The organism is Nocardia macrotermitis (assembly GCF_009604405.1).
Classification (GTDB): Bacteria; Actinomycetota; Actinomycetes; order Mycobacteriales; family Mycobacteriaceae; genus Nocardia; species Nocardia macrotermitis.
Map to the genome: position 1 here is coordinate 107089 of NZ_WEGK01000010.1, position 20974 is coordinate 128062.

The 20974-nt window shown below is 66.3% G+C and carries 18 protein-coding genes; 8 read left to right on the forward strand and 10 right to left on the reverse strand.

From position 1 onward, the window contains the following. Positions 1–265 precede the first annotated feature (265 nt). Entirely contained in the window at positions 266–1849 is a 1584-nt protein-coding gene (locus NRB20_RS22770) for a P-loop NTPase family protein (protein ID WP_319945279.1), read from the reverse strand. Between the two features lie 248 nt (positions 1850–2097). On the opposite strand from NRB20_RS22770, the gene NRB20_RS22775 reads away from it, so the two are divergent. Further along, complete coding sequence (locus tag NRB20_RS22775) at positions 2098–2250, forward strand: hypothetical protein (RefSeq protein ID WP_153412328.1); 153 nt, start codon at positions 2098–2100, stop codon at positions 2248–2250. Positions 2251–2440: 190 nt separating this feature from the next. Here the strand turns inward: NRB20_RS22775 and NRB20_RS22780 are convergent, their stop codons facing one another. The 3 genes from NRB20_RS22780 to NRB20_RS22790 form a co-directional block, all read right to left on the reverse strand. Continuing rightward, the gene (locus NRB20_RS22780; protein WP_153412330.1) at positions 2441–3688 is read right to left on the reverse strand and encodes an ABC transporter substrate-binding protein; all 1248 of its coding nucleotides are present in this window, start codon (positions 3686–3688) and stop codon (positions 2441–2443) included. Positions 3689–3757: 69 nt separating this feature from the next. Then, on the reverse strand, positions 3758–5599 hold the full coding sequence (locus NRB20_RS22785) for a thiolase C-terminal domain-containing protein (protein WP_153412332.1): 1842 nt from the start codon (positions 5597–5599) through the stop codon (positions 3758–3760). Between the two features lie 14 nt (positions 5600–5613). After that, on the reverse strand, positions 5614–7104 hold the full coding sequence (locus tag NRB20_RS22790; RefSeq protein ID WP_319945280.1) for a class I adenylate-forming enzyme family protein: 1491 nt from the start codon (positions 7102–7104) through the stop codon (positions 5614–5616). 182 nt (positions 7105–7286) lie between these two features. Between NRB20_RS22790 and NRB20_RS22795 the strand changes: the two genes are divergently transcribed. Together NRB20_RS22795 and NRB20_RS22800 are read left to right on the forward strand one after the other, a co-directional pair. Beyond that, positions 7287–8060, forward strand: coding sequence for an enoyl-CoA hydratase/isomerase family protein (locus NRB20_RS22795; protein ID WP_153412334.1), 774 nt, complete (start codon positions 7287–7289; stop codon positions 8058–8060). Then, complete coding sequence (locus NRB20_RS22800; protein WP_153412336.1) at positions 8057–9061, forward strand: LLM class flavin-dependent oxidoreductase; 1005 nt, start codon at positions 8057–8059, stop codon at positions 9059–9061. Before NRB20_RS22795 ends, NRB20_RS22800 begins: the two co-directional genes overlap by 4 nt. A gap of 113 nt (positions 9062–9174) precedes the next feature. Here NRB20_RS22800 and NRB20_RS22805 read toward each other — a convergent pair whose 3' ends face one another. Beyond that, on the reverse strand, positions 9175–9645 hold the full coding sequence (locus tag NRB20_RS22805) for a cupin domain-containing protein (RefSeq protein ID WP_153412338.1): 471 nt from the start codon (positions 9643–9645) through the stop codon (positions 9175–9177). Positions 9646–9796: 151 nt separating this feature from the next. On the opposite strand from NRB20_RS22805, the gene NRB20_RS22810 reads away from it, so the two are divergent. Further along, entirely contained in the window at positions 9797–10267 is a 471-nt protein-coding gene (locus NRB20_RS22810) for a cupin domain-containing protein (protein WP_319945281.1), read from the forward strand. 138 nt (positions 10268–10405) lie between these two features. On the opposite strand, the gene NRB20_RS22815 is transcribed toward NRB20_RS22810, so the two are convergent. The 3 genes from NRB20_RS22815 to NRB20_RS22825 are packed head-to-tail and all read right to left on the reverse strand — an operon-like array spanning position 10406 to position 13847. Further along, entirely contained in the window at positions 10406–12067 is a 1662-nt protein-coding gene (locus NRB20_RS22815; RefSeq protein ID WP_153412340.1) for an FAD-dependent oxidoreductase, read from the reverse strand. After that, entirely contained in the window at positions 12060–13523 is a 1464-nt protein-coding gene (locus NRB20_RS22820) for an aromatic ring-hydroxylating oxygenase subunit alpha (protein ID WP_153412342.1), read from the reverse strand. Before NRB20_RS22820 ends, NRB20_RS22815 begins: the two co-directional genes overlap by 8 nt. Before the next feature lie 42 nt (positions 13524–13565). Next, positions 13566–13847, reverse strand: coding sequence for a ferredoxin (locus tag NRB20_RS22825; RefSeq protein WP_153412344.1), 282 nt, complete (start codon positions 13845–13847; stop codon positions 13566–13568). A gap of 306 nt (positions 13848–14153) precedes the next feature. Between NRB20_RS22825 and NRB20_RS22830 the strand changes: the two genes are divergently transcribed. Together NRB20_RS22830 and NRB20_RS22835 are read left to right on the forward strand one after the other, a co-directional pair. After that, positions 14154–15134 (forward strand): NAD(P)/FAD-dependent oxidoreductase, encoded by a 981-nt coding sequence (locus NRB20_RS22830; protein ID WP_319945282.1) that lies wholly within the window; start codon positions 14154–14156, stop codon positions 15132–15134. A gap of 160 nt (positions 15135–15294) precedes the next feature. Beyond that, a complete protein-coding gene (locus NRB20_RS22835) occupies positions 15295–16335 on the forward strand; it encodes an Rpn family recombination-promoting nuclease/putative transposase (protein WP_194289970.1) in 1041 nt (346 codons plus the stop codon). Between the two features lie 21 nt (positions 16336–16356). Here NRB20_RS22835 and NRB20_RS22840 read toward each other — a convergent pair whose 3' ends face one another. Next, a complete protein-coding gene (locus NRB20_RS22840) occupies positions 16357–16911 on the reverse strand; it encodes a VOC family protein (RefSeq protein WP_227833773.1) in 555 nt (184 codons plus the stop codon). Between the two features lie 199 nt (positions 16912–17110). Here NRB20_RS22840 and NRB20_RS22845 point away from each other — a divergent pair, with 199 nt between their 5' ends. Continuing rightward, entirely contained in the window at positions 17111–17677 is a 567-nt protein-coding gene (locus tag NRB20_RS22845) for a hypothetical protein (RefSeq protein ID WP_153412348.1), read from the forward strand. A 39-nt stretch (positions 17678–17716) separates the two neighbouring features. On the opposite strand, the gene NRB20_RS22850 is transcribed toward NRB20_RS22845, so the two are convergent. After that, entirely contained in the window at positions 17717–19213 is a 1497-nt protein-coding gene (locus NRB20_RS22850) for an MFS transporter (RefSeq protein ID WP_153412350.1), read from the reverse strand. 259 nt (positions 19214–19472) lie between these two features. On the opposite strand from NRB20_RS22850, the gene NRB20_RS22855 reads away from it, so the two are divergent. After that, positions 19473–20951, forward strand: a complete 1479-nt coding sequence (locus tag NRB20_RS22855) for an aldehyde dehydrogenase family protein (protein WP_153412352.1) — start codon at positions 19473–19475, stop codon at positions 20949–20951. The last annotated feature ends 23 nt before the right edge of the window (positions 20952–20974 follow it).

A 20974-nucleotide genomic window follows, 5' to 3' on the forward strand; every position in this document is an offset into this window, starting at 1 on the left:
ATATTTATGCTAGCGGGGAGTTCGGCGGCGGACAGGGCGTGGAGGCAGTAGGCGGCCGGGTCGACGCCGGCTCGAAGCCACGGAAAACGCTGCGCTGCAATATATCCGCGACATTGTCAGCCGTGATCTCGAACGCTTCGGGCACGGCGACTTCACCCCGACGTGGGCTCCGGTCGACGACATACGACATGGACCGGCACCGTCGTCATGAGGCCGGCGCATCGGCTCCCACTCGCACGACACCGACCACCCCGCCGCCGGAACCTCATGCCCGCAACACTGTGACCTGACGACCGGATGGCGTTCGCGCCGAAGAGAATTCGGTCCGCTCGGCAATCGGCTTCGCAACCGGACGACGATCGAACACCACCAACGTCCCGGTATCCATCCCCAGCCGATCCAGATACCCGTCCAGCTGCACCAACCCGTCCGGCAGCGGATCCGCGCGGTTCCCGGTCCGCACTTTCAACTCGAGCGCCTCACGCTGCTCGTGCCTTTCTCCGTCGGCATCCCGAAACGGCTGACGCACCAACAGATCGATACGCCCACGTCCCACGCCCACCTCGCGATCGATATACCCGGCGCCGTTCACGATCCGATGCAGGTATGCCATCAGAACCAACTGCGCGGCGGCCTCGTGATAATTGTCGCGAGCCGCCAGAACATCCCCGTGCTGAACCCAGAATGCGGCGAATTCTCGCAGCAACCGAGGAAAATCGATACGCCCGTCGGAAAATCGGAAGCTCGCGGGCGTCGCGGTGATCACGGTCTCGGTCCGCCCACCGAGCACCCGCACGATCACCTCTTGGTAGATCGGATTCGCGAACCGCAACTCGTTCCCCTGCGCGATCAGGCCCAGATCGCGGACATATCCGAGGTCGTCGTCGAGAGTGATATCCCCGCTCGGTTCGGCTCCGGCAATGATGGGTTCGATCACCCGCTGCACCCGCGGTTGATTCAGCTTGTCGATCAACGAATCCAGATGTGTTGCGCGCGCACGGATCAGCCGCCCCTTGGCCTCCTCGACATGATCGATCGTGATCTTCTCGCGGACGCCCATCCCGTCGAATCCGACGATCTCCCACGCCAGCGCGTTGACCAGCCACGGCTGGCCTTGCGTGTAGTAGAACGCGAGATCGATCGCCTTGTCATCGAATTCCTGCCCGGTTTCGGCGGTATGCTGCCGATACAATTCGGCGACATCGGCCTTGGCGAAATCCCCGATCCGGATCGACTTGACCTTCACATTGAACGGGCTCGATGTGCCCAACCGAGTCGGATCACCACCCGAAGCGGCCTTGTAATCCCGCACATCCCGCAACCCACAGAGCACCACCGAATGGGCGAACATCTGCCGATTCTGAGTGAATCCCGCTCGCAATTGCCGAAGTACGCTGCGCAGACCCTCGCCCTGCAACGCATCTATTTCATCGAACAGGACCACCAGCGGTCGAGGGCATTGTTTGGCCCACGCCGCGAGCCCGGCCTTGAGCCGGGTACCCGGCGCGGCATCCGGCCACGGCTGCGGCGGCAGCAGTTCCGACGGTAACTCCAGTAGTTCGGCGGTGAATCGAAGCTCACTCAACAGCACTTCCTCGACGCCGACGAAATCGTCACCGAACGGCTCGGCCGTCTCGCACGAGATCGGCAGCGCGAGAAACCGCCCCTCGGCAGTGAGTTCCCTGGCGAGCCCGAGCAGCACGGTAGTCTTGCCGCTCTGTCGCGGGGCGTGCACAACGAAATAGGACCCGTGCTCGATGTACATCCGGGAGCCCGGCAGCCGCTCCTGCGCGGGAAGCATGTAGTGCAGGTCCGGATCACACGGTCCCGCCGTGTTGAAGTACCTCACCCGGCCACCCTACCGACCCGCACCAGAGCCGAACTCCACCTCAACTCGACAATTTTCTCGACTGCCGCAGTAGTGGTGTCGGTGGTCGGTCGCGCCGGTGAGCGAGCGGTAACCGGCGGAACAAGCGGATACCCAACCGATCCGACCGCCACCGCGAACGCCAGACCTTGACCGCCGCTACCGGCGCGGTGTCACCGGAAGCCGCCGAACGCGCCGAGCTCAGGCTTCGGGCGAAGAAGTCGATGTGGATGACGAAGCGTTGGCGCAAACAGCGGGATGCCCCGTTGGGCGACATCGTCACCGACACATTGATCCGTCGAGTCTCGAAGGGTATGGCGGACTCGGCGACCACCACGGCTCGTATCGCGCGCATCCGCGGGCGCACGGGAACGATGAAGTGAATCAACGCATTCCTCGAGCATTGCACGAAAACCGAGCGGTATCCGAAGAGGCTCGGGACGGACCAGCGGTCGTGCCGTCAGACCGGGCGGTGCAGGCCCGGATCGCCTCCACCGGAACAACTTCGGGCAACACCGGGCCCGTCCCGAATCGATATCGACCGGGCCGGGCCACGGGTGCGGCAGAGGTCACCTACTTGGCGGTGATCTTCACTCCTGGGATCTGTGTGCCGCAGGCCGGGGAGGCGTTCGGGTCGGGGACGAAGGTGGTGCCGCGGAGGATGGTGATGTAGGTGCAGTCGCCGGGGCCGCCTACCGAGTAGGCGTTGGGGTGTTCGAAATCTGTTGGCTGGGTGAACAATCCGCCTGCGGTCCAGGTCTTGTCGGGGCGCAGGGCGCTGATGAACTGCTGTTGGGTGGCGGTGCAGCCTGCTTTTTCCAGGCCGTGCAGGAGGAGGTCGGCGCTGAGCCAGCCGACCGCCTGGGAGAAGGACGGGATTCCGTTGGGGGCGCCGGCGTACTTCTGCAGGGCTGCGGACCATGCCTTGGTGGCGTCGGTGCCGAGTTCGACGGGGGCGTAAGAAGTCATGAAGCCGACGCCCTGGGCGGGCCCGATGGAGGGCGGGGAGTCGAGCAGTTCGGAACCGTAACCCGTCGCCAGGAGGATGGACTCGAGCTGTACACCGGCCTGTCGCAGGCCGGTCACCAGGGCGAAGGCGGTGTCGGGGTTGATCGGCGCGTACAGCACGTCCGCGCCGGAATCCTTGATGCCCAGGACCGTCGCGCCCACGTCGGTGGTGCCCGGTTGCAGGCGTTCGTTGACGTAGCCGCGAGCCAGACCGGCATGTTCGGCCGAGACCGCCGCGCCCTCGGCGGCCTTGGAGGCGCTGGGCACGTTGTAGCCGACGACCGCGACCTTGGTGCCGCCGAGCTTCTTCCAGTAGTCACCCAGAGTTGTTGCGGCACCGTCCCAATCGTCGTTCGACATGGCCGGGAACAGATTCTCGAACTTGGGGTTCGCCCACTGCGAGCCGCCGTCGAACGCACCGCCCAGGAACGGTGTGGTGCGGGCCTGCGTTCCCGCGTACTGACCCGCACCGAAGAAGTAGGTGCTCGCGGGCAGGACCGCGAATACCTTCTCCTGCTGCACAAGTCGCTGCGTCGCGGTCAGCGCGCCCTGTGGCGTGGACTGATCGTCACCCATGACGACGTCGAACTGCCGAGTGGCGCATTTCCCGCCCGCAGCCTTGTACGCCGCGAACCGCGCCTTCACCCCGCTCTCGGTCTGCGCCCAGTGCGCGACCGAACTGCCGCTGAGCGAGGTGAGCACGCCGATCTTCAACGGCCCCTTGGGATCGTTCGCCCCGGCCCCGCCGCCACAGGCGGACACGAGCAGCGCCACGGAACACAGCCCCGCGGCGATCGCACGAAATCTGCGCATGTGAATTCCTCCGTTCCACGTCCGGCCGCATTGCCGGACGGTCCATCTCTGCACTCTCGAGTCGGTAGATCAATTGCGGCGCAACAGCATCGCGCCACCGGGCGCGCCGCCACCGGTCGTCACCACCGCCACCCGCGCGTCGCGCACCTGACGCTCCCCGCCCTCGCCGCGCAATTGCAGGATCGCCTCCCGCAGATGGCCGAACCCGTGCAGCCGTCCGGCCGAGAGCTGCCCGCCGTGCGGGTTCACCGGCAGACGGCCGTCGAGCGCGATTCCCTTTCCGCCGGCGATGAATTCGGTCGCGCCGCCCGGTTCGCAGAAGCCCAGGCCCTCGAGCCAGGACACTGCGTTGAAGGTGAATCCGTCGTAGAGCAGGGCGAGATCGACATCGTCGCGAGTCAGCGAGGTCCGGGTCCACAGGTGCCGAGCGGGGCCCTGGGTCTGCGGTTCGTGAGTGAAAGTGTCCTGGTCCCAACTCATTCGCTCGAGTACCTGGATCCCGACCGCGTCGACCAGGACCGGCGGCCGTGGCCGATCGGCGGCGGTCTCCACGGCCGACACGATCACGGCGATCGCACCGTCCATCGGAACATCGCAGTCGTACAGCCCGAACGGTGTCGACACCATTCTGGCGGCGAAGTAATCGTCCACGGTCAGCGAATCCCGGTACACCGCTTCGGGATTGAGCGCGGCATTGGCCCGGCTGTTGACCGCGATCGCCGCCAGCATCGAACGATCCGCACCGTACCGGTGGAAGTAGTGCGAGGCCTGCATGGCGATCCAGTTCGCCGCGGACGTCGCGCCGAACGGTGCGCGCTCGGCCATCATCCCGATCGCCCGCCCCGATTCGGCGGCATACCTGCCCGACCGCACCAACGCGGAATGCGAAGACTCCCAAGAGGTATGGAAGCACAGCACGTGCTTGCACAGTCCGGACGCCACCGCCAGCATGGCCGCGATGACCGCGCCGGTCTGCCCCGGAGTGTCACCCACGGCGTTGATCCAGGTGGGCCGCAACTGCAAGGCCTCGGCCAGCGGCACGATCCCGCCCTCGGACATTCCCGGCGGACCGCTGCGTCCCGGATACGTTGAGAGACCGTCGATCTCGTCGAAGGTGAGCCCGGCGTCCTCGACAGCCCGCTGGCACGCCTCGACGGTCAACGACAGCGGATCGACCAGCAGCCGACGTCCCACCCGCGACTGACCGACGCCGGTCAACGCGACCCGATCCTCGAATTTCGACATCGAGGCCATCGGCCGCAACGCAGAGTCGATTTCGCGCGGCTCGGGCAGAGAAGCCTTCTCCCCCAACCGATCCGGATCGGGCTCGAACAGCGGCAGATAGATCTCCTCGGTCTCGGGCCCACACCGCTCGAACAGCACGCGCACCGGCATACCGACATACACGTCCTCGACCGCGCAGTGCACGATATTCGTCGTGAGCCGCGCCCCGTCGTCCTCGGCCAGTGCCACGATCGCGACCACGTACGTCGGCGGAAACTCGGGCAGCCACTGCTGGTGGTTCACCGTAAACCCAAGCACCACACCATGTCCGGACACAGCCGCCGCGGAAATATCGGCGCTACTACACACCCGGCACCGCGGCAGCGGCGGATGCGTATACGCCTCGCATTCGCCGCAACGCCCGATGCGCAGCACACCGTCCGCCCCGGACGCCCAGAACTCCGCCGTCGCCAGCGTGGGTTGCGGAATCGGGCGCACCACCGGAGAGCCGACCACAGGCAGCCCGACACCGCCATCCGAACCCGACGTCCCCGAACGTGAAGCAGCATCGTCGGGGCGCGAGGCCGCAGCAGCGTCCGGACGCAGCCCCCTGGACCCGTCCGGATGCGATGCACGAGAGCCGACCGAGTGTGGTTCAGCCGGATTGTTGTCGCTGGTGGTGCTCATGGTCGTCTCCTGGGTTACGGGCGCTCGGCGGTGAGGGTGGCGACGATGTCGCGGCGGACCAGTTTGCCTGTGACCGTGCGCGGGAGTTCCGGCCAGAAGTTGATGCGATCGGGGGTTCTGGAGCCGCGCAAGGCTTTTCGCACCTCGGCGCGCAGTCCGTCCGGGTCCGGCGCGGAACCGTCGCGGGGCACCACGACCGCTTCGATGCGCTGACCCCATTCCTCGTCGGGGACCCCGATCACCACCGCGTCCAGCACGTCCGGATGACGCAGCAGCACATCCTCGATCTCGGCCGGGGCGATGTTCTCCGCGCCGCGGATGATCGTGTCGTCGGCGCGGCCCTCCACGAACAGGTAGCCGTCGGCGTCCAGGTGGCCGTGGTCGCGGGTGTCGAACCAGCCGTCGTCGTCGGTGGCGCTGCCCTGTCCGGCGTATTCGCCCGAAACCTGTTCTCCCCGAACCCATATGCGGCCGGAAACACCCGGCTCGGTGGCCGCGTCCAGCTCGTCCCGGATCTCGAGTTCGATGCCGGGCACCGGCCGTCCGGCCGAGCCGAGGCGGGCGCGCACCGCCGGATCCTCGCTGGTGAGCGCGGTCCGGTGCTCATCGGGGCCGAGTACCGCGATGGTCGAGGAGGTTTCGGTCAGGCCGTAGGCATTGACGAATTCGACGTGCGGCCATTCCCGCAGCGCGGTCTCGATCACCCGCAGCGGCATGCGCGCACCACCGTAGGCCAGGGTGCGCAGAGCGGGTGCGGATCGAGAAAGGTTGGGGGCGTCCATGATTCGGGCGAGCATCGTCGGCACCACCATCGCGTTGGTGACCCGCTCCGAACGCACCAGGTCCAGCCAGCCCTCGGGGGTGAACTGCTCGAGGGTGAGCACTCGACGCCCGGAGTAGAGGTTCGAGAGCACATTCGACACCGCGGCGATGTGATAGGGCGGCACGCTCATCAGCGCGGCCTCGTCCTGCTGCGCACCGGCGAATTCCACGGTGCCCAGCACGTACGACACCAGATTGTGGTGTCGCAGCACGACTCCCTTCGGGGCGGAGGTGGTGCCGCTGGTGTAGATCAGCACGGCCGGGGCGTCGGATTCCACCGGATCACCGCTGCCATCGGCATCCGCCGCGTCGGTGAGCCACTCGGCCGGGCTGCGCACGCTCAATCCCGCCGCGCGCAACGCACTCGCCTGCTCCGGATCGCAAATACCCAGTGCCCGCGGATGATTCGACAGCAACGCGGCCAGCTGCCCGGCACCCAGCCGGTAGTTGACCGGGACCAGCGGCACCCCCGCGCGGGCGGCGGCGAACAGTGCGACGTGGAAGGCCGGGCCGTTGACGGCCAGATAGACCACCGAATCGGCATCGCTGTCCCGAATCAGGCGCGCCCCGCCGGCGGCGAGTTCACGGAGCCGGACCGGCGTCAGGCCGTCCCCGCCCCGACCGACCACCGGCCGGTCACCGAATCCGTCGGCGGCCATGTCCAGCAACATAGAGACGTTCACCCGGAGAAGAGTATACGATTTTCACTCACTCGAGCAGGATCTTTCATTCTGCGGGACAGCTCGACCCGGGGCATCTACCATGCCAGCAGCGCCTTCCATCGGGATGGGGACACGTTGCCGAACCACCTCCGGTAACCCTAATTTATTACACTGAATGAGTCTGCCGACGAGGGAGTTTCCGAATGGATCCGACAACCGTGCTGTTCGAGGTGGCCGAGCACATCGCCACGATCACTTTGAACCGGCCCGAAGCGATGAACAGCTTCAACCAGACGATGCTGGAGGAGTTCACGCAGATCTGGCAGCGCGTGCGCGAGGATGACGACATCCACGTCGTGGTGCTGCGCGCCGCGGGTGATCGGGCGTTCAGCACCGGCATGGACGTCAAGCAGGGTTTCGATCGCCAGGAGAACGTCTGGTCGCAGACCGATCCCGGAGAACGCTTGTCCCCCAAGCTGAATCAGGTCTGGAAGCCGGTGATCTGCGCGGTGCAGGGGATGGCCGCGGGCGGCGCGTTCTACTGGCTCAACGAGGCCGACATCATCATCTGCTCCCAGGACGCGACCTTCTTCGACCCGCACGTGAGCTACGGCCTGACCGCCGCCCTGGAGCCGATCGGCCTGGCCCGGCGCATCCCGCTGGGTGAGACGTTGCGCATCGCGCTGCTGGGCCTGGACGAACGGGTCTCGGCCGAGCGCGCGATGCAGATCGGCATGGTCAGCGAAGTTCTTCCGCGCGAACAACTGTGGGACCGTGCGAACGAACTGGCCCGGATCATCGCGGCCAAACCCGCTGCCGCCATTCAGGGTACGGTCCGCGCGATCTGGGAGTCCTTGGACGCCACCCGATCCCACGCCCTGCGCACCGGCCTGTCGTACACCCAGATCGGCAATCCGATCGGTAAGGCCGAGGTCGATCGCGCCACCGTGGCCCGCCCGAATTGGACCCTGCGATGAGATTCGGGATGTCCTGGCCGGGCCGCGAGGTCGCCCGCGAGGCGGAACAGGCCGGGATCGCGGCCTTCGTCACCGGCGATTTCGTCGACCACGACGCCTACCTGAACCTCGCCGAGATGGTCGCGAACACCGAGCACGCCATGCTCGGCCCCGCCATCGCCTACGCCTTCGCCCGCACCCCGTACGCCCATGCCACCGCGATGCGCCAGCTGCACGCGCAGGCCCCCGGCCGCCTGTTCCTCGGCCTGGGCACCGCGGCCTACCGCATCAACCGCGACTGGTTCGGCGTCTCCGCCGACCGCCCGATGGCCCGCATCGCCGAAACCGCCGAGGCCGTGCGCGCCTGGCTGCACGCGGAGAACGGCGAAAAGATCAGGTACACAGGCGAATTCCAGCACATCGACGCCGATGTCCGGGCACCGGTGCTGGGCCGCCTCGACATCCCGGTCCTACTGGCCGGATTCAACCCGCGCATGGCCGCCACCGCCGCCCGCGTCGGTGACGGCATCATCGGCCACGGCCTGTTCACCGACTCCTGGTGGAACGAAATCATCCGCCCCGCAACCACTCTCGGCACCCAGCAGGGCGGTCACGAGAGAACCCCGCTGGAACACGGATGGATCATCACCGCCGTGGACGACGCGGCCCCCGAGCGCGCAATCGCCGACGCCCGCCGCATGATCGCCTTCTACCTCACGGTGAAAACCTACGACCCGTTCGTCGCCCACCACGGCTGGCAGGAACCCGTCGCCCAACTCCGCGCGGCCTTCCGCACCGGCGACACCAAAGCCATGACCAACGCGGTCACCGACGACATGCTCACCCGAATCGCCATCTGCGGCACCACAACCGAGGCCCGCGCCACCCTCACCCGCCGAGCCGCGAACCTCCCCCACGACCTCGGATACCTCGCACCCCCTTCATATCTCGTCAGCCCCAAGCGCCGAGCCGCCTACGCCCACTCCAGCCTCGCCCTACTCGAGGACACCACGAGGCCATGAAACTCCTCGCGGGCGCGCCCCCGCGCGCCCGCGAAACTTACCGACGACGCGGCAGTGGACTCTGCCCTCGGGCCGGTTCGGAGTCGATCCCCTCGCAGACTGCGCGTCCGACCTCAGCGGTGTACCCAGCCCGCGTCGTGCCAGTACGTTTCGAGTTCGGCCATCGGGGAGGGCCAGGTTTCGATGTAGGTGACGCCCTCGGGGCCTGCGGTCATGAGGTAGGGGGTGCCGGCGGTGCTGATCCAGAATTCGCCGGGGCCGATGGTGCGGCTGCCTTCTTCGCCGTTCTCGCCCCAGGCCACGTGGAATTCGCCCTTGAATACGATGATCAACTCGTCGAGGTTGTGGTGGTGGCGGGGGACGGCGAAATTGGGGACGCAGCGCAGGCCGTTGAGGTTGAAGGTCGGGTCGACCTTCGTGCAGAGCTGCATATTGCCGCCGAAGGTTGCGGCGAAATCGACGGGAGCGTCGGCGAGGAGTCCGCCGTCGGCCCACAGGTACGAGGGCATGATGTCGAGCGGCATGTCCATCCAGCCGTCGTCGGACAGCAGGGTGAAGTATTCGATTCCGAAAGCGGTGGTCATGCTCGAACTCTCCCGAATTGTCGCGCGGTGTGTCATCAGCGGATTTCACTGGACGGGAATGTGTCCGGGACCACAGATCGGCGGGTTCGATGTCCCAGCGAACGGAAAACTCCAGGTCGTAGCACCCGGCCTCGGACGTACCGTCGGCGCTGTGACTCTCATTTTCGGCGATCTCGTAGCGGATTCGGATTGGGTCCCGATGGACCTGAATCAGCAGAACACTCCGTCCTATCTGTGGCAGGGCGGCGGACTGCTGGCCGACGCCCCCGTGGATTTCGCGGCGACATTCGACGGCGGAATGTGGGTGACCACCAAGCCGATCGATGTTCCGCGATTCAATCGCAACCCTTTGCGGGTGCGCCCCCACTTCACCGTGCCGCGGCACCACCACAATATCGATGAGATGCTGTTCGTCTTCGCGGGCGAATACCACATCGAATTCGGTTATCCCGACGATGTGCAAACCGTCGTCGTGAAACCGGGCGATGTATTCCTGAGCCGCGCGGGCACGCCGTACACGATGACCGCGGGCCCCGAGGGCGTCACCTACATCGAGACCTGGCAGGTGCCGGTCACCCAGTTGCAGACCGTGTGGCACGACTTCGGCTGGGTGCACCGGTAGGAACCCGCTCACCAGCGACCCACGACCGACACGACTCGAACCAAAGCCGTTCAGCCCCTCGACAAAAACCTCGGCCCCGTAGCAATCACATTGCCACGGGGCCGATTTCGATACCGATTCGCTCGATACCGTTACCACTCAGCCGATATCGCGTGCGGCACGAGCTGCGACATGCCGCCCGGCGCGATACCCCATCGTCACGCTCGGACCGATACAGGAGCCGCCGCCGGGATAGGTCCCGCCCAACACCGACGCCGAGGTGTTTCCGGCCGCGTAGAGCCCATCGATGACCGGCACCCGATGTCCCAGCACGCGCGCGTCGGCATCGATGCGGCAGCCGCCGCTGGTCCCGATGGTGCCCGGCCACTGCTGGATCGCACCGTACGGCGGTCCGAGAATCGGCCGGTGCTCAACGGTTTCGGGCCCGGTCAGCACGTGGGTCTGCTGGGGATCGCCCCAGTCCGGATCCTCGCCCTTCTCGGCGAATCCGTTGTACCGCTGGACAGTCGACTCGAGTTCGCCGGGATCGACACCGATCTTCTCGGCCAGCTCGCGGATCGATCCGGCCGTGGCCACCCAGTCCGGCGGCGCCTGGCCGTCGGCCCCGGTCAGATTCATCTCGATCCCGGGTTTGGACCCCATGACGCCCTGTTCGAAATGCCGCTTGCCGAAGATCACCCATGCCGGCGGCTTGTTGACGAACCCCGGATAACGCTGATCGTAGAACCCGAAGGGATGCGAGAAGTCGTTGTAGGTGTACCCGCCGTGCATGAACCGGCGACCGAGTTTGTTGACCAGGATCGAACCCGCGCCGAGCCCCATCAGCATCTGCGGCAACGGATTTCCGTCCCGGCCCAGCGTCCAGGGCTCGTAGATGACCCCATAGCTGAAGAAGGTCGTCATCGAGCCCAGCTTGGCCCCGGCCTCCATCGCCATCAGATGCCCGTCGCCGGTGTTGGACCACGGCGTCATCGGTTTGACCTCGTATCCGAGATAGGTCTTGACCATCTCCGGATTCCACTCGAAACCACCGCAGGCCAGCACGACGCCCTTGCGCGCGCCGATCCGCCGCGGGCCCTGCGCGTCCTCGACGACGACGCCGACCACCGCCCGCTGCTCGTCGGTGACCAATTCGACTGCGGGAGTGCTGGTTCGGACTTCCACGCCCAGATCCAACAGCGCCTTGAACAGCGGCGCGATCAGGCCACCGCCCTTGGCGCGCCAGCCCTCTCGCTCCCGCTGGGCCAATTCCTCCGGCCCGACCTCACCGCGCCGCTGCTCGGGAAAGCTGACCTCGCACGGCGGCACCCAAGGCCCCTTGTTGATCAACTCCGCGAGTTCGCCCAGTTCCGCGCCCGCCGGGTAGGGCTTGACCGCGACCGTGCGCGGGAAGGGCCGCACGCCGGGAATGCGATCCCCGATGACCGAGTAGTAGTCGTCCAGCGAGATGTGCGGCTCGGATCGGTATCCGGTGTGCGCCTCGAGGAACGCGTGCGCCTCGGGCGCGGTGTCGACGTAGACCTCGACCAGCGACGGATCCGACTCCCGCCCGTCCGACAACCGGTGGATGTACGCGAGCGCGTCCTCACGCGAATCCCGTTCCGCGACAAAGCGATTGTTCGGAATCCACATATCGCCGCCGGATACCGCGGTGGTCCCGCCGATGTACCGGTCCTTCTCCACGACCAGCACGCTCGCACCGCCGTGCCGGGCCAGCAGCGCGGCGGTCAACGCCCCGCCGCCACTGCCGACCACGACGACGTCGAACACCTCGTCCCAGGCGCCACGTTGGTCAGGCATCACGATCCGCCCAGATGAACCGGTCGGCGACCCGGTGGTGGTTGTAGATCGTCATCTCCTGCGCCTCGCTCAGGCGATGCCCGTCGAAGCTGGGCGAATGCATGCCCACGGTCACCTCCTTGGCGTTGGCCATGTCCTGGTTGAACACCTGGCCGAGGGCGGCGTCGTGATAGTCCTCGAAGATCTGCGGGGTGTGCTGATGCTTCTTGTCGTAGTCGGCGATCGCGACCTGATCCAGCGCGAAGATCTCGAACAGGCAGCTGTCCGGATCCGAGCCGTTGGGCCGGGCGCGATACATGAACGACGAGCCCTGGTTGGGCAGCAGAATCGTATTCGGGAAGACGTTCCACGCGGTGCCCGCCTCGGACCACTGCTGTGGCGAGATGTCCTGCCACGCATAGCCTTCCGAGATCACCAGATCCTGATAGAGCTGCATGAACAGGTCGCCGGGCGTCATCCCCTCGGGCAGGTCGGTGGTCTTGAGCTGCTCCGCGGCACGCCAGCTGCGCTCGTTCTCCAGCCCGCCCATATCGTCGAAGATGTACTGCACACTCAACGCGAACGCCTCGCGCGGATCGATCTGCCCCTCGGTGGTCCGCTTGAGCGGATCCTTGGTGGCGTTGTCCTCGGTGGTCTCGCTCTTCTTCTGGCCGAGGCTCGAATAGTGCGCGTGCCGTTCGTAAGTCGTGGTCGGCGACCAGACCCGGTTCTCGAGTTCCTTCATCGACAGCAGGTTGTCGTTCGACTTGTCCAGGCGGAACAGCTGCGGATGCGTCCCGGCGACGTGATACGCCTCCAGGAATCCGTCCAGCGCCGTTTTCCAGTTGCAGGGCAGGATGATTCCCTTCTGCCACCGGATGCGCATGTTCTCGTAGTGGAAGGGCTCGAATATCCGCGGGATCGGGTCGAGGTATTCCAGCAGCGGCACGGCGTTCGGGTCCATGTTGATGAACACGAAACCGGCCCACGTCTCGGTGCGCACCTTGACCAGGCCCAGGTCGTCGTCCGAACGCGGGACGAACTCCTCGCGATCGAGCACCAGCCGGATGGACCCGTCCAGATTCCATCGCCAGCCGTGGAACGGGCAGATGATCGAGCCGACCCGGCCGCGATCCTTGGCCAGGCGGGTGCCGCGGTGCCGGCACGCGTTGAAATACGCCTGCACCGAATCCTTGGACTCGCGCACGATCAGGATGGAGTGCGCGCCGATCTCGTATTCCACATACGATCCGACACCCGCCAATTCCTCCAGGCGGCACGCCATCAACCAGGTGCGGGTGAACAGTTTGTCGAGTTCCAGTTGCAGGAACTCCGGATCGAGGTACCGCGCCTTGGGCACGAACGCTCGGTCCAGCCGGTATTTCTCCGGAACCCGTTCGGCGGCAACATCTCCCGTGAACCAGGGGGTGGTCCCGGTCAGCTTTCCGGCCTTCCCGGGTTCGAGCACCACGGACATTCGAATCAACTCCTCAACGAGTAACGCGCGGACTGTGGGCTGTCAGTCCGCGTCGGGGCCGGCGACCTCGACGCCGTCGGTGCGACGCACCACGTGAATGCAATTGCCGGGGCAGCCGTCCGCGGCGTCGACCACGTCCAGGCGCAGGCTGTCCGGCACATCGGCCTGTGCGCCTTCGGATTTCAGCAGATCCGCGTCGGCCGACTGCTTGACGTAGGCCAGCCCGTCGTCGCCGAACTGGAATACGTCCGGTGCGTACTGGGTGCACAGACCGTCGCCGGTGCAGAGTTTCTGGTCGATCCAGACTCTTACTTCGTCGCTCATGAATTCATGCCCTTCCAGGTGACGAGACGCCGCGAGGACTCGGCGGCTCTCGGCCAGGCTGTAGCGGGCCGCCGGTCGCTCGGGATCACAGCGGGGGCACCGTGATCGGGGTCTGTGCCGACTGTCCGCCACCGGTCACCGCCGCGCCCGCCCCCTCCCGCAGGACGGGAACGATCGTTCGAGGCCGTCGATCCGGTGATCCGGCCGTCCCATCAGGCGGAAAACCGCCGGGTACGCGATCGGGGCGGTCATAGGCTCCGCCACGTCGCAGTACTGTTCCATCCCCTGATTCAGGAGGTCGCATCCGTGGCCATCACCATGTCCACCGACATTCTCATCGTCGGCGCCGGGCCGGTCGGTCTCTACGGGGCCTACTGCGCGGGATTCCGCGGACTGCGCACCGTGCTGGTCGACGCGCTGCCCGAATGCGGCGGCCAGATCACCGCGTTGTATCCGGAGAAACAGATTCGCGATATCGCGGCGGTGCCCGGGGCGCGCGGTCGTGAAGTCGTGAATTCGCTGAAGGCGCAAGCGGATTCGTTCGACACCGAGTATGTGCTGGGCCGGGAAGCGGTCGCGCTGGGCTTCGCCGACGGACGTCCGCAGGTCACTCTCTCCGATGAGACGGTGATTGATGCGGGCGCGGTCGTGGTGACCGCCGGAATCGGCACATTCACCCCGCGCACACTGCCCGCCGGGGAGGAATTCCTCGGCCGCGGACTGAGCTATTTCGTTCCGGCACTTGATGATTACGCCGATCAGGACGTCCTGGTCGTCGGCGGCGGCGACAGCGCGGTCGACTGGACGCTCGCGCTGGCCCCCATCGCCCGCTCGGTGACCCTCGTGCACCGGCGCGGCCAGTTCCGGGCACACGCGGCGAGCGTGCGCGAGATGTACGATTGCGGCGCGGAAATCATCACCGACGCCCAGGTCATCGCCCTGCTCGGCGACGAGCGCCTACGCGAGGCGCACGTCCGGGTCGACGGCGAGGATCAACCGCGTGTGCACAAGGTCGACGCGGTCGTCGCCGCACTGGGCTTCATCAGCAACCTCGGCCCGCTGACCGAATGGGGAATGCGGTTGGACCGCAGGACAATCACGGTCGACACCCGCATGCGCACCACCCTGGACCGCGTCTACGCCGCGGGCGATGTCACCTCCTACCCCGGCAAGGTGAAACTGATGTCGGTCGGCTTCGGCGAAGTCGCCACCGCGGTGAACAACGCCGCCGTCATCCTGGACCCGAATCTCCCACTGTTCCCAGGACATTCGACCGACCACGGCTGAGCCGCCCCGACCGAACCACGAACGCGGCGAAATTCTTTTCCCGCCACCGGTTCGAATGGACGGTTTCTTCATTCCAGTACGGAATACGCTTTCCGTACTGGAATATGTTGTGGCAGAACCTATTTGAATGTTCCGCCGATGGTGTGTACTGTCCGGTTCCATGACCCGGAAGAGGTCCAATCCCCATGATTCCCTTGCCCGTTGGATGTTGAACCGACCGCAGAACGCCGCCGCGATCATCCGCCCGAACCTCCCACCCGCAGTCGCCGCCGAAATCGACTGGGACAACCTGGAACTCGTCCCCAGCAATTTCGTAGACCCCGAGCTACGGAACCGGGTCAGCGACCTGGTCTTCCGCACTCGCATAAGCGGCCGCCCCGGTTACATCAACTGCCTGCTGGAGCACCAGTCGAGCTCGGATCGGTTCATGGCGTTCCGACTGCTCGAGTACACCGTCCGGCTCTGGAGTGGATACCTCGCCGACAACCGCAGAGCCAACACCCTCAACCCCGACACAGTCCCGAAAGCCACCACACTGCCGGTGGTGATCCCCGTCGTCCTGCACGTCAACAGCGACGGCACCACCTGGCCGACGACCGCACCGACCGAACTGGCCGACCTCTACGACATCGACCCCGCGACGCGGGCGGCCCTCGGTCCACACCTGGCCCGCATGGAATTCATCCTGGACGACGTCGCAACCCAGGACGTGAGCCAAATCCAGACCAGCGCGCTGCCCCCGGCAGTGCGGTTGACACTGACCCTCCTGCGTGCCGCCCCCGGCAATACCAACCTGGGCACGATTATGATGGAAATGCTCGACGACCTCGAAACCCTCAACGACGGCCCCGACCCCCTCGGTGACATGATCGTAACGCTGACCTACCTGGTCACCGTCGGCAATACCCCGGAGTCGGAGTTGGCGAGGGTGTTCGAGAAGCTGGGCCCACACGGCAAGGAGGCAATCGTGACCACCGCAGACCGCATCGAAGCACGTGGCGAAGCACGTGGCATCGCCAAAGGCGAAGCACTTGGCGAAGCGAAGGGGCGTACGAAGGTTCTGCTCGAGCTGATGACCACGAAGTTCGGGACACTACCCACCACCACGGTCGAACGGGTCAAATCCGCTGGCTCGACGCAGATCAACACGTGGGTGACGCGAATCCTGACCGCCTCCACCCTCGACGAACTCCTCGCCTGAGATGCCGGGAGCGAATGCCGGTCAGTCCCGATCGGCGTTCGAGGCGATCTCTAGTTGGGTGAAGCCGTTGGCGCTTGCTTCGTCGAGTTCCATCACCTCTACGAAGTGGCCGAGTTCGGCGCGGAGGTCGACGTAGCCGAAGCGGATTCCGCCGCTGCGGCCGTATTGGGACCAGGATTTGCCTGCGGCGGTGGCGACTGCGTCGACCTCGTCGAAATCGTCCACTACGAAACCCAGGTGGTGCAGGGTGGCCGGGATGCCGGGGCGCACCGCGCCGCGGTAGAGGTCGACTGCGCCGCCGACGGGGCGGATGATCTCCACGTTCGTCGGGCCGGCATTGACCAGGGCTACGTCGATCGTCCACTCCTGCGCGGGTTTTCCGTCCACCACGACGAAACTCGCGCCGGGCTCACCACCGGCCGAGGGCGGTAGGCCGCCGCCCAACTCGGAGCGGTAGTGCTTGACGCAGGTCACGGTGCCGAGGGTGGTTTCGAGGTATGCGGCGGCCGCGTCGATATCGTCGGTGACGTAGCCGAGTTGCAGGAAATTGCGGAACAGATCGCTGAGGGTTCGCATCGAACATCCTTTTCCGGCCGGGTGGCGACGCGGCCGAATGCCCTCGTCCGCCGGAGAACCCGGGGTGCCCGCCAACCATCCATCGGCCGGGCGTCCGCGTCCACCGGCCATCCCGTTCTGCGGAAAGTGCGGTGGCCGCGGGTTTGCCGCGATGGGATCATTCGCCTCTACCAGCGGCCCGACCCGGAGGACAGCAGCCGTGACCACGTTTCCGAAGCAGGAATCCGTTGCCAACAAACTGATCACGATGCGCAAGTCGATCGGGCAACTCGAATCGCTGGGACCGGTGAACGGCGTTCGCCTGGAAGGCATTCCGCAGATCGGCTTGGTCGCCGAACGAATCCTCACGCTCCTGCACGACCTGGCATTCGAGATCAACACGCAGACCGCCGCCGCTTTCCTGAGCGATCCCCCGCCCACCACCACGGCCGCCTTCCGCGCGGCAGCCAGGGCCGGAGTCATCGACGCCGCGCTGGCAACCCGGTTCACCGCGGCCGACGAACCGCACCACACCCGATTCCAATTGTCCCTGGACATCGACCCCGCCGACGCGGCGAAGATCGCCTGCGACGGATTGTCCGCATATGGCCAGTACACCGAACAGGTCTCCTGCTGGATCGCCACCCGCCGCGACATCGGCCCATGGATCGAACCCACCAGGGCCCGAGAACACGATGGGCAGCGCCTGTCCATCAGAGAACCGGCCGAAAACGCCGTGGCGGCAAGGACTCTCGGCAGCACACGGGCCCGCATCGCCCAGGAATGAACGGGGACCGACCGCCGCAAGCAGCCGATCCCCACCCGATCAGTGCGCGACCACCGAAGCCGTCCCTTCGACCTCACCCGCATCGGACACCACGATCTGCTGGATCCGGCGCGGCAACGCCAGCGCCAGGACCGCACCGATCACCCCCGCCGCCGCGCCGATCAGGAAGGCGACCTGAAATCCCTTCTCCGTGTACAGGATTGCGCCGTGTGAGCCGCCCGGCAGGGTAGCGATGAAGGAGTTGTTCAGCACCGCGAACGCGATCACCGGCAGGGCCGCGGACATCACGCTCTGCGCGACGTTGACAACGCTCGCGGTACTGGCCTGCAACTGCGGCGGCACGGCCTCGATCAGCAGGTTGGGCGTGGCGCCGTAGGCGAATCCGGTTCCCGTACCGGCCATCGCGCTGAAAACCAAGAGCAGCAACCGATCATGATGTTCGAACGCGACCAGGGCGAAGGCGGCAGCCAACAGCAGCGCCCCGAGCAACAGCAGCGGGCGCGGGCGCACCCGGCGGCCCATCAGCACCCCGACGAGCGCGCCGCCGACCACCACCATCAACCCGAACGGCGTCTGGTAGAGCGCGTAACCCTTTGCGCTGACACCGAATCCGTATCCGAGGCCGAGCGCCCCGGGTGTCATGATCATCATCGGCAGCAGCAGCGCCAATGTCGTGGCGCAGCCGTAACAGCACGCCGAGGACAACGTGATCAGCAGGATCGGCCGCCGACGCAGCACCCGCAACTCCAGCAGCGGCTCGCGAATCATGCCCGCCGACACCGCCCAGGCGATGATCAGCACGAGCCCCCCGAACAGGTACACCAGGGTCGAGGTCGCGGACCAGCCCCAACTCGGCCCGAGGCTCAACGCGACGAACACCCCGCCGATTCCCGCGCCGAGCAGCACCGCACCCAGGACGTCGATCCGTGAACGCACCCGCACACTCGACTCCTCGGTGCTCGCCGCGATCATGCAGCCGAACAGCACCGATCCCGCTGCGAGCACCCAGAAGATGCCGCGGAATCCGGAGTTGTCGATCAACCATCCGGCGAAGAACGGCGCGGGGATCGCGATCAGGCCCAGCCCACTGGTCGCGATGCTGACCGCGAGGCCGATCACCTTGGGCGGGAACACATCCCGGATCAGCGAGTAGCCCAGGAAGACACACGGCGGCAGGAATCCGGCGAGCGCGCGACCCACCAGCATCATCGCGAAATTGGCCGCGAGCGCGCACAGCAGCGACCCGATCGCGGACATGGCGATGCAGCCGAGCATCACCTTGCGCTTGCCGTACAGATCGCCGAGCTTGCCCAGCAGTGGACTCGATACCGCACCCACCAGCAGGAATACCGTCAGCAACCAGGCGCCCTGCGCGGTGTGGAAGTGCGCGGAGATCGACGGTAGCGACATCGAGATCATCAGATAGCTGAGGGTGAGCATCTCGAGCAGCAGCACGATGGATGCGAGGGAGAAGATCAGCCGCGGCGTCCAGGATTGTTCCGCGGACGACGTGCCGGAGGGCGTATCAGGGCTCATGATCGAGTCTTTCGGGACAGAGCACGCCGGACCTCGCACGATGCGCCGGGGAGTCGAGCCGTGCCTAGGGGAGGAACCGCATCACCGCCACCCGGCGAGGTGAATGCGTAACCGGAATAACAAGCTATCTGTGGCTCAGACCACAAACCGTCATCCCATCCAGTGGAAAAACGACACGCCGCCAACCGTGAGCGAGTATTCAGGATACTTAAATTGGGACCGCCAGGCGTGCGGCACCAGCTCGGCATCAGGAGGGCTTATGACCGCGGCCTACTCGTTCTCTGCACAGCTCTACATCGACGGACGTCGCACCGACGGCGAGTCCGACACTCGTGTGACCGTCCGCAACCCCGCCACCGAGGAGACCATTGCCGAAGTCCCGCAATCGAGTTCGGCCGATGTCCGGCGCGCCATCGCCGCCGCCCGCACGGCATTCGACGAGGGCCCCTGGCCCCGGATGCGTCCCGCCGAGCGCGCCGCGGTACTGCTGCGGATGGCCGACGAGATCGAGCGCCGGCTCCCGGAACTGATCGATCTGAACATCGCCGAGGCGGGCTCGGTGCGCGGTCTCGCCGAGACGTTGCAGACGCGAGTTCCGTTGGCGCACTTGCGAGATATGGCCGAACGGGTGATGCCGGCGTTCCGTTGGGAACGTCCGATGGATCCCACCATCACCCCCGGCGCGGGCATCGGCCAGGGAGTGCTGCGGCGCGAACCGTACGGCGTCTGCGCCCTGATCGCCGCCTACAACTTCCCGTTCTTCCTGAGCATGATGAAGGTGATCCCGGCGCTCGCGGCCGGATGCACCGCGGTGCTCAAACCCGCCCCGGCCACGCCGCTGGAGTCCCTGCTGCTCGCCGACTTCGCCGAGGCCGCGGACCTGCCGCCGGGCGTGCTCAACATCGTCACCGGCGATATCGAGGCGGGCCGCGAACTGACCACGAATCCGATGGTCGACCTGGTCAGCTTCACCGGATCGGACACCGTGGGCCGGATGGTCTACAGCCAGGCCGCCGATTCGATCAAGAAGGTCGTGCTCGAACTCGGCGGCAAATCGGTGAACATCGTGCGCGCGGACGCGGATCTGGACGGCGCGGTGCGCGCCGCGTTCATGGGGATGACCGCGCACGCCGGACAGGGCTGCTCGCTGCTGACCCGCACGATCGTGCACGAATCCCGGCACGACGAATTCGTCGAGCGGCTGCGTGCGGCGCTGAGCCTGGTCCGGGTCGGCGATCCGGCGCACGCGGACACCACCATGGGCCCGCTCATCACCGAGGCGCAGCGGAACAAGGTCGAGGCGCTGATCCGGCGCGGCGAGGCCGAAGGGGCCGAAATCGTCTGCGGCGGAGGGCGTCCCGCGGGATTGGAGCGCGGGTGGTTCGTGCAGCCGACCCTGTTCACCGGCGTGGACAATGCCATGGCCATCGCTCAGGAGGAGTTCTTCGGACCGGTCGGCGTGGTCATCAAGTCCCGGAGCGACGCGGAGGCGGTGCGGATCGCCAACGACAGTCCGTACGGGCTGGCGGGCGCGATCTGGAGCGCCGACACCGCGACGGCCTACTCGATGGCCTGCGAGATCCGCACCGGCGGGGTGTCGATCAACAGCAGCAGCGGCGGGGTGAATCCGCGCATCGCGTTCGGCGGGTACAAGCGCAGCGGCGTGGGCCGCGAATGGGGCGAGTTCGGGCTCGACGAATTCCTCCAGACCAAGAGCATCAGCTGGGCCGCTCGCTGAGCCTGCGAGCAGTGAGGAGCCAC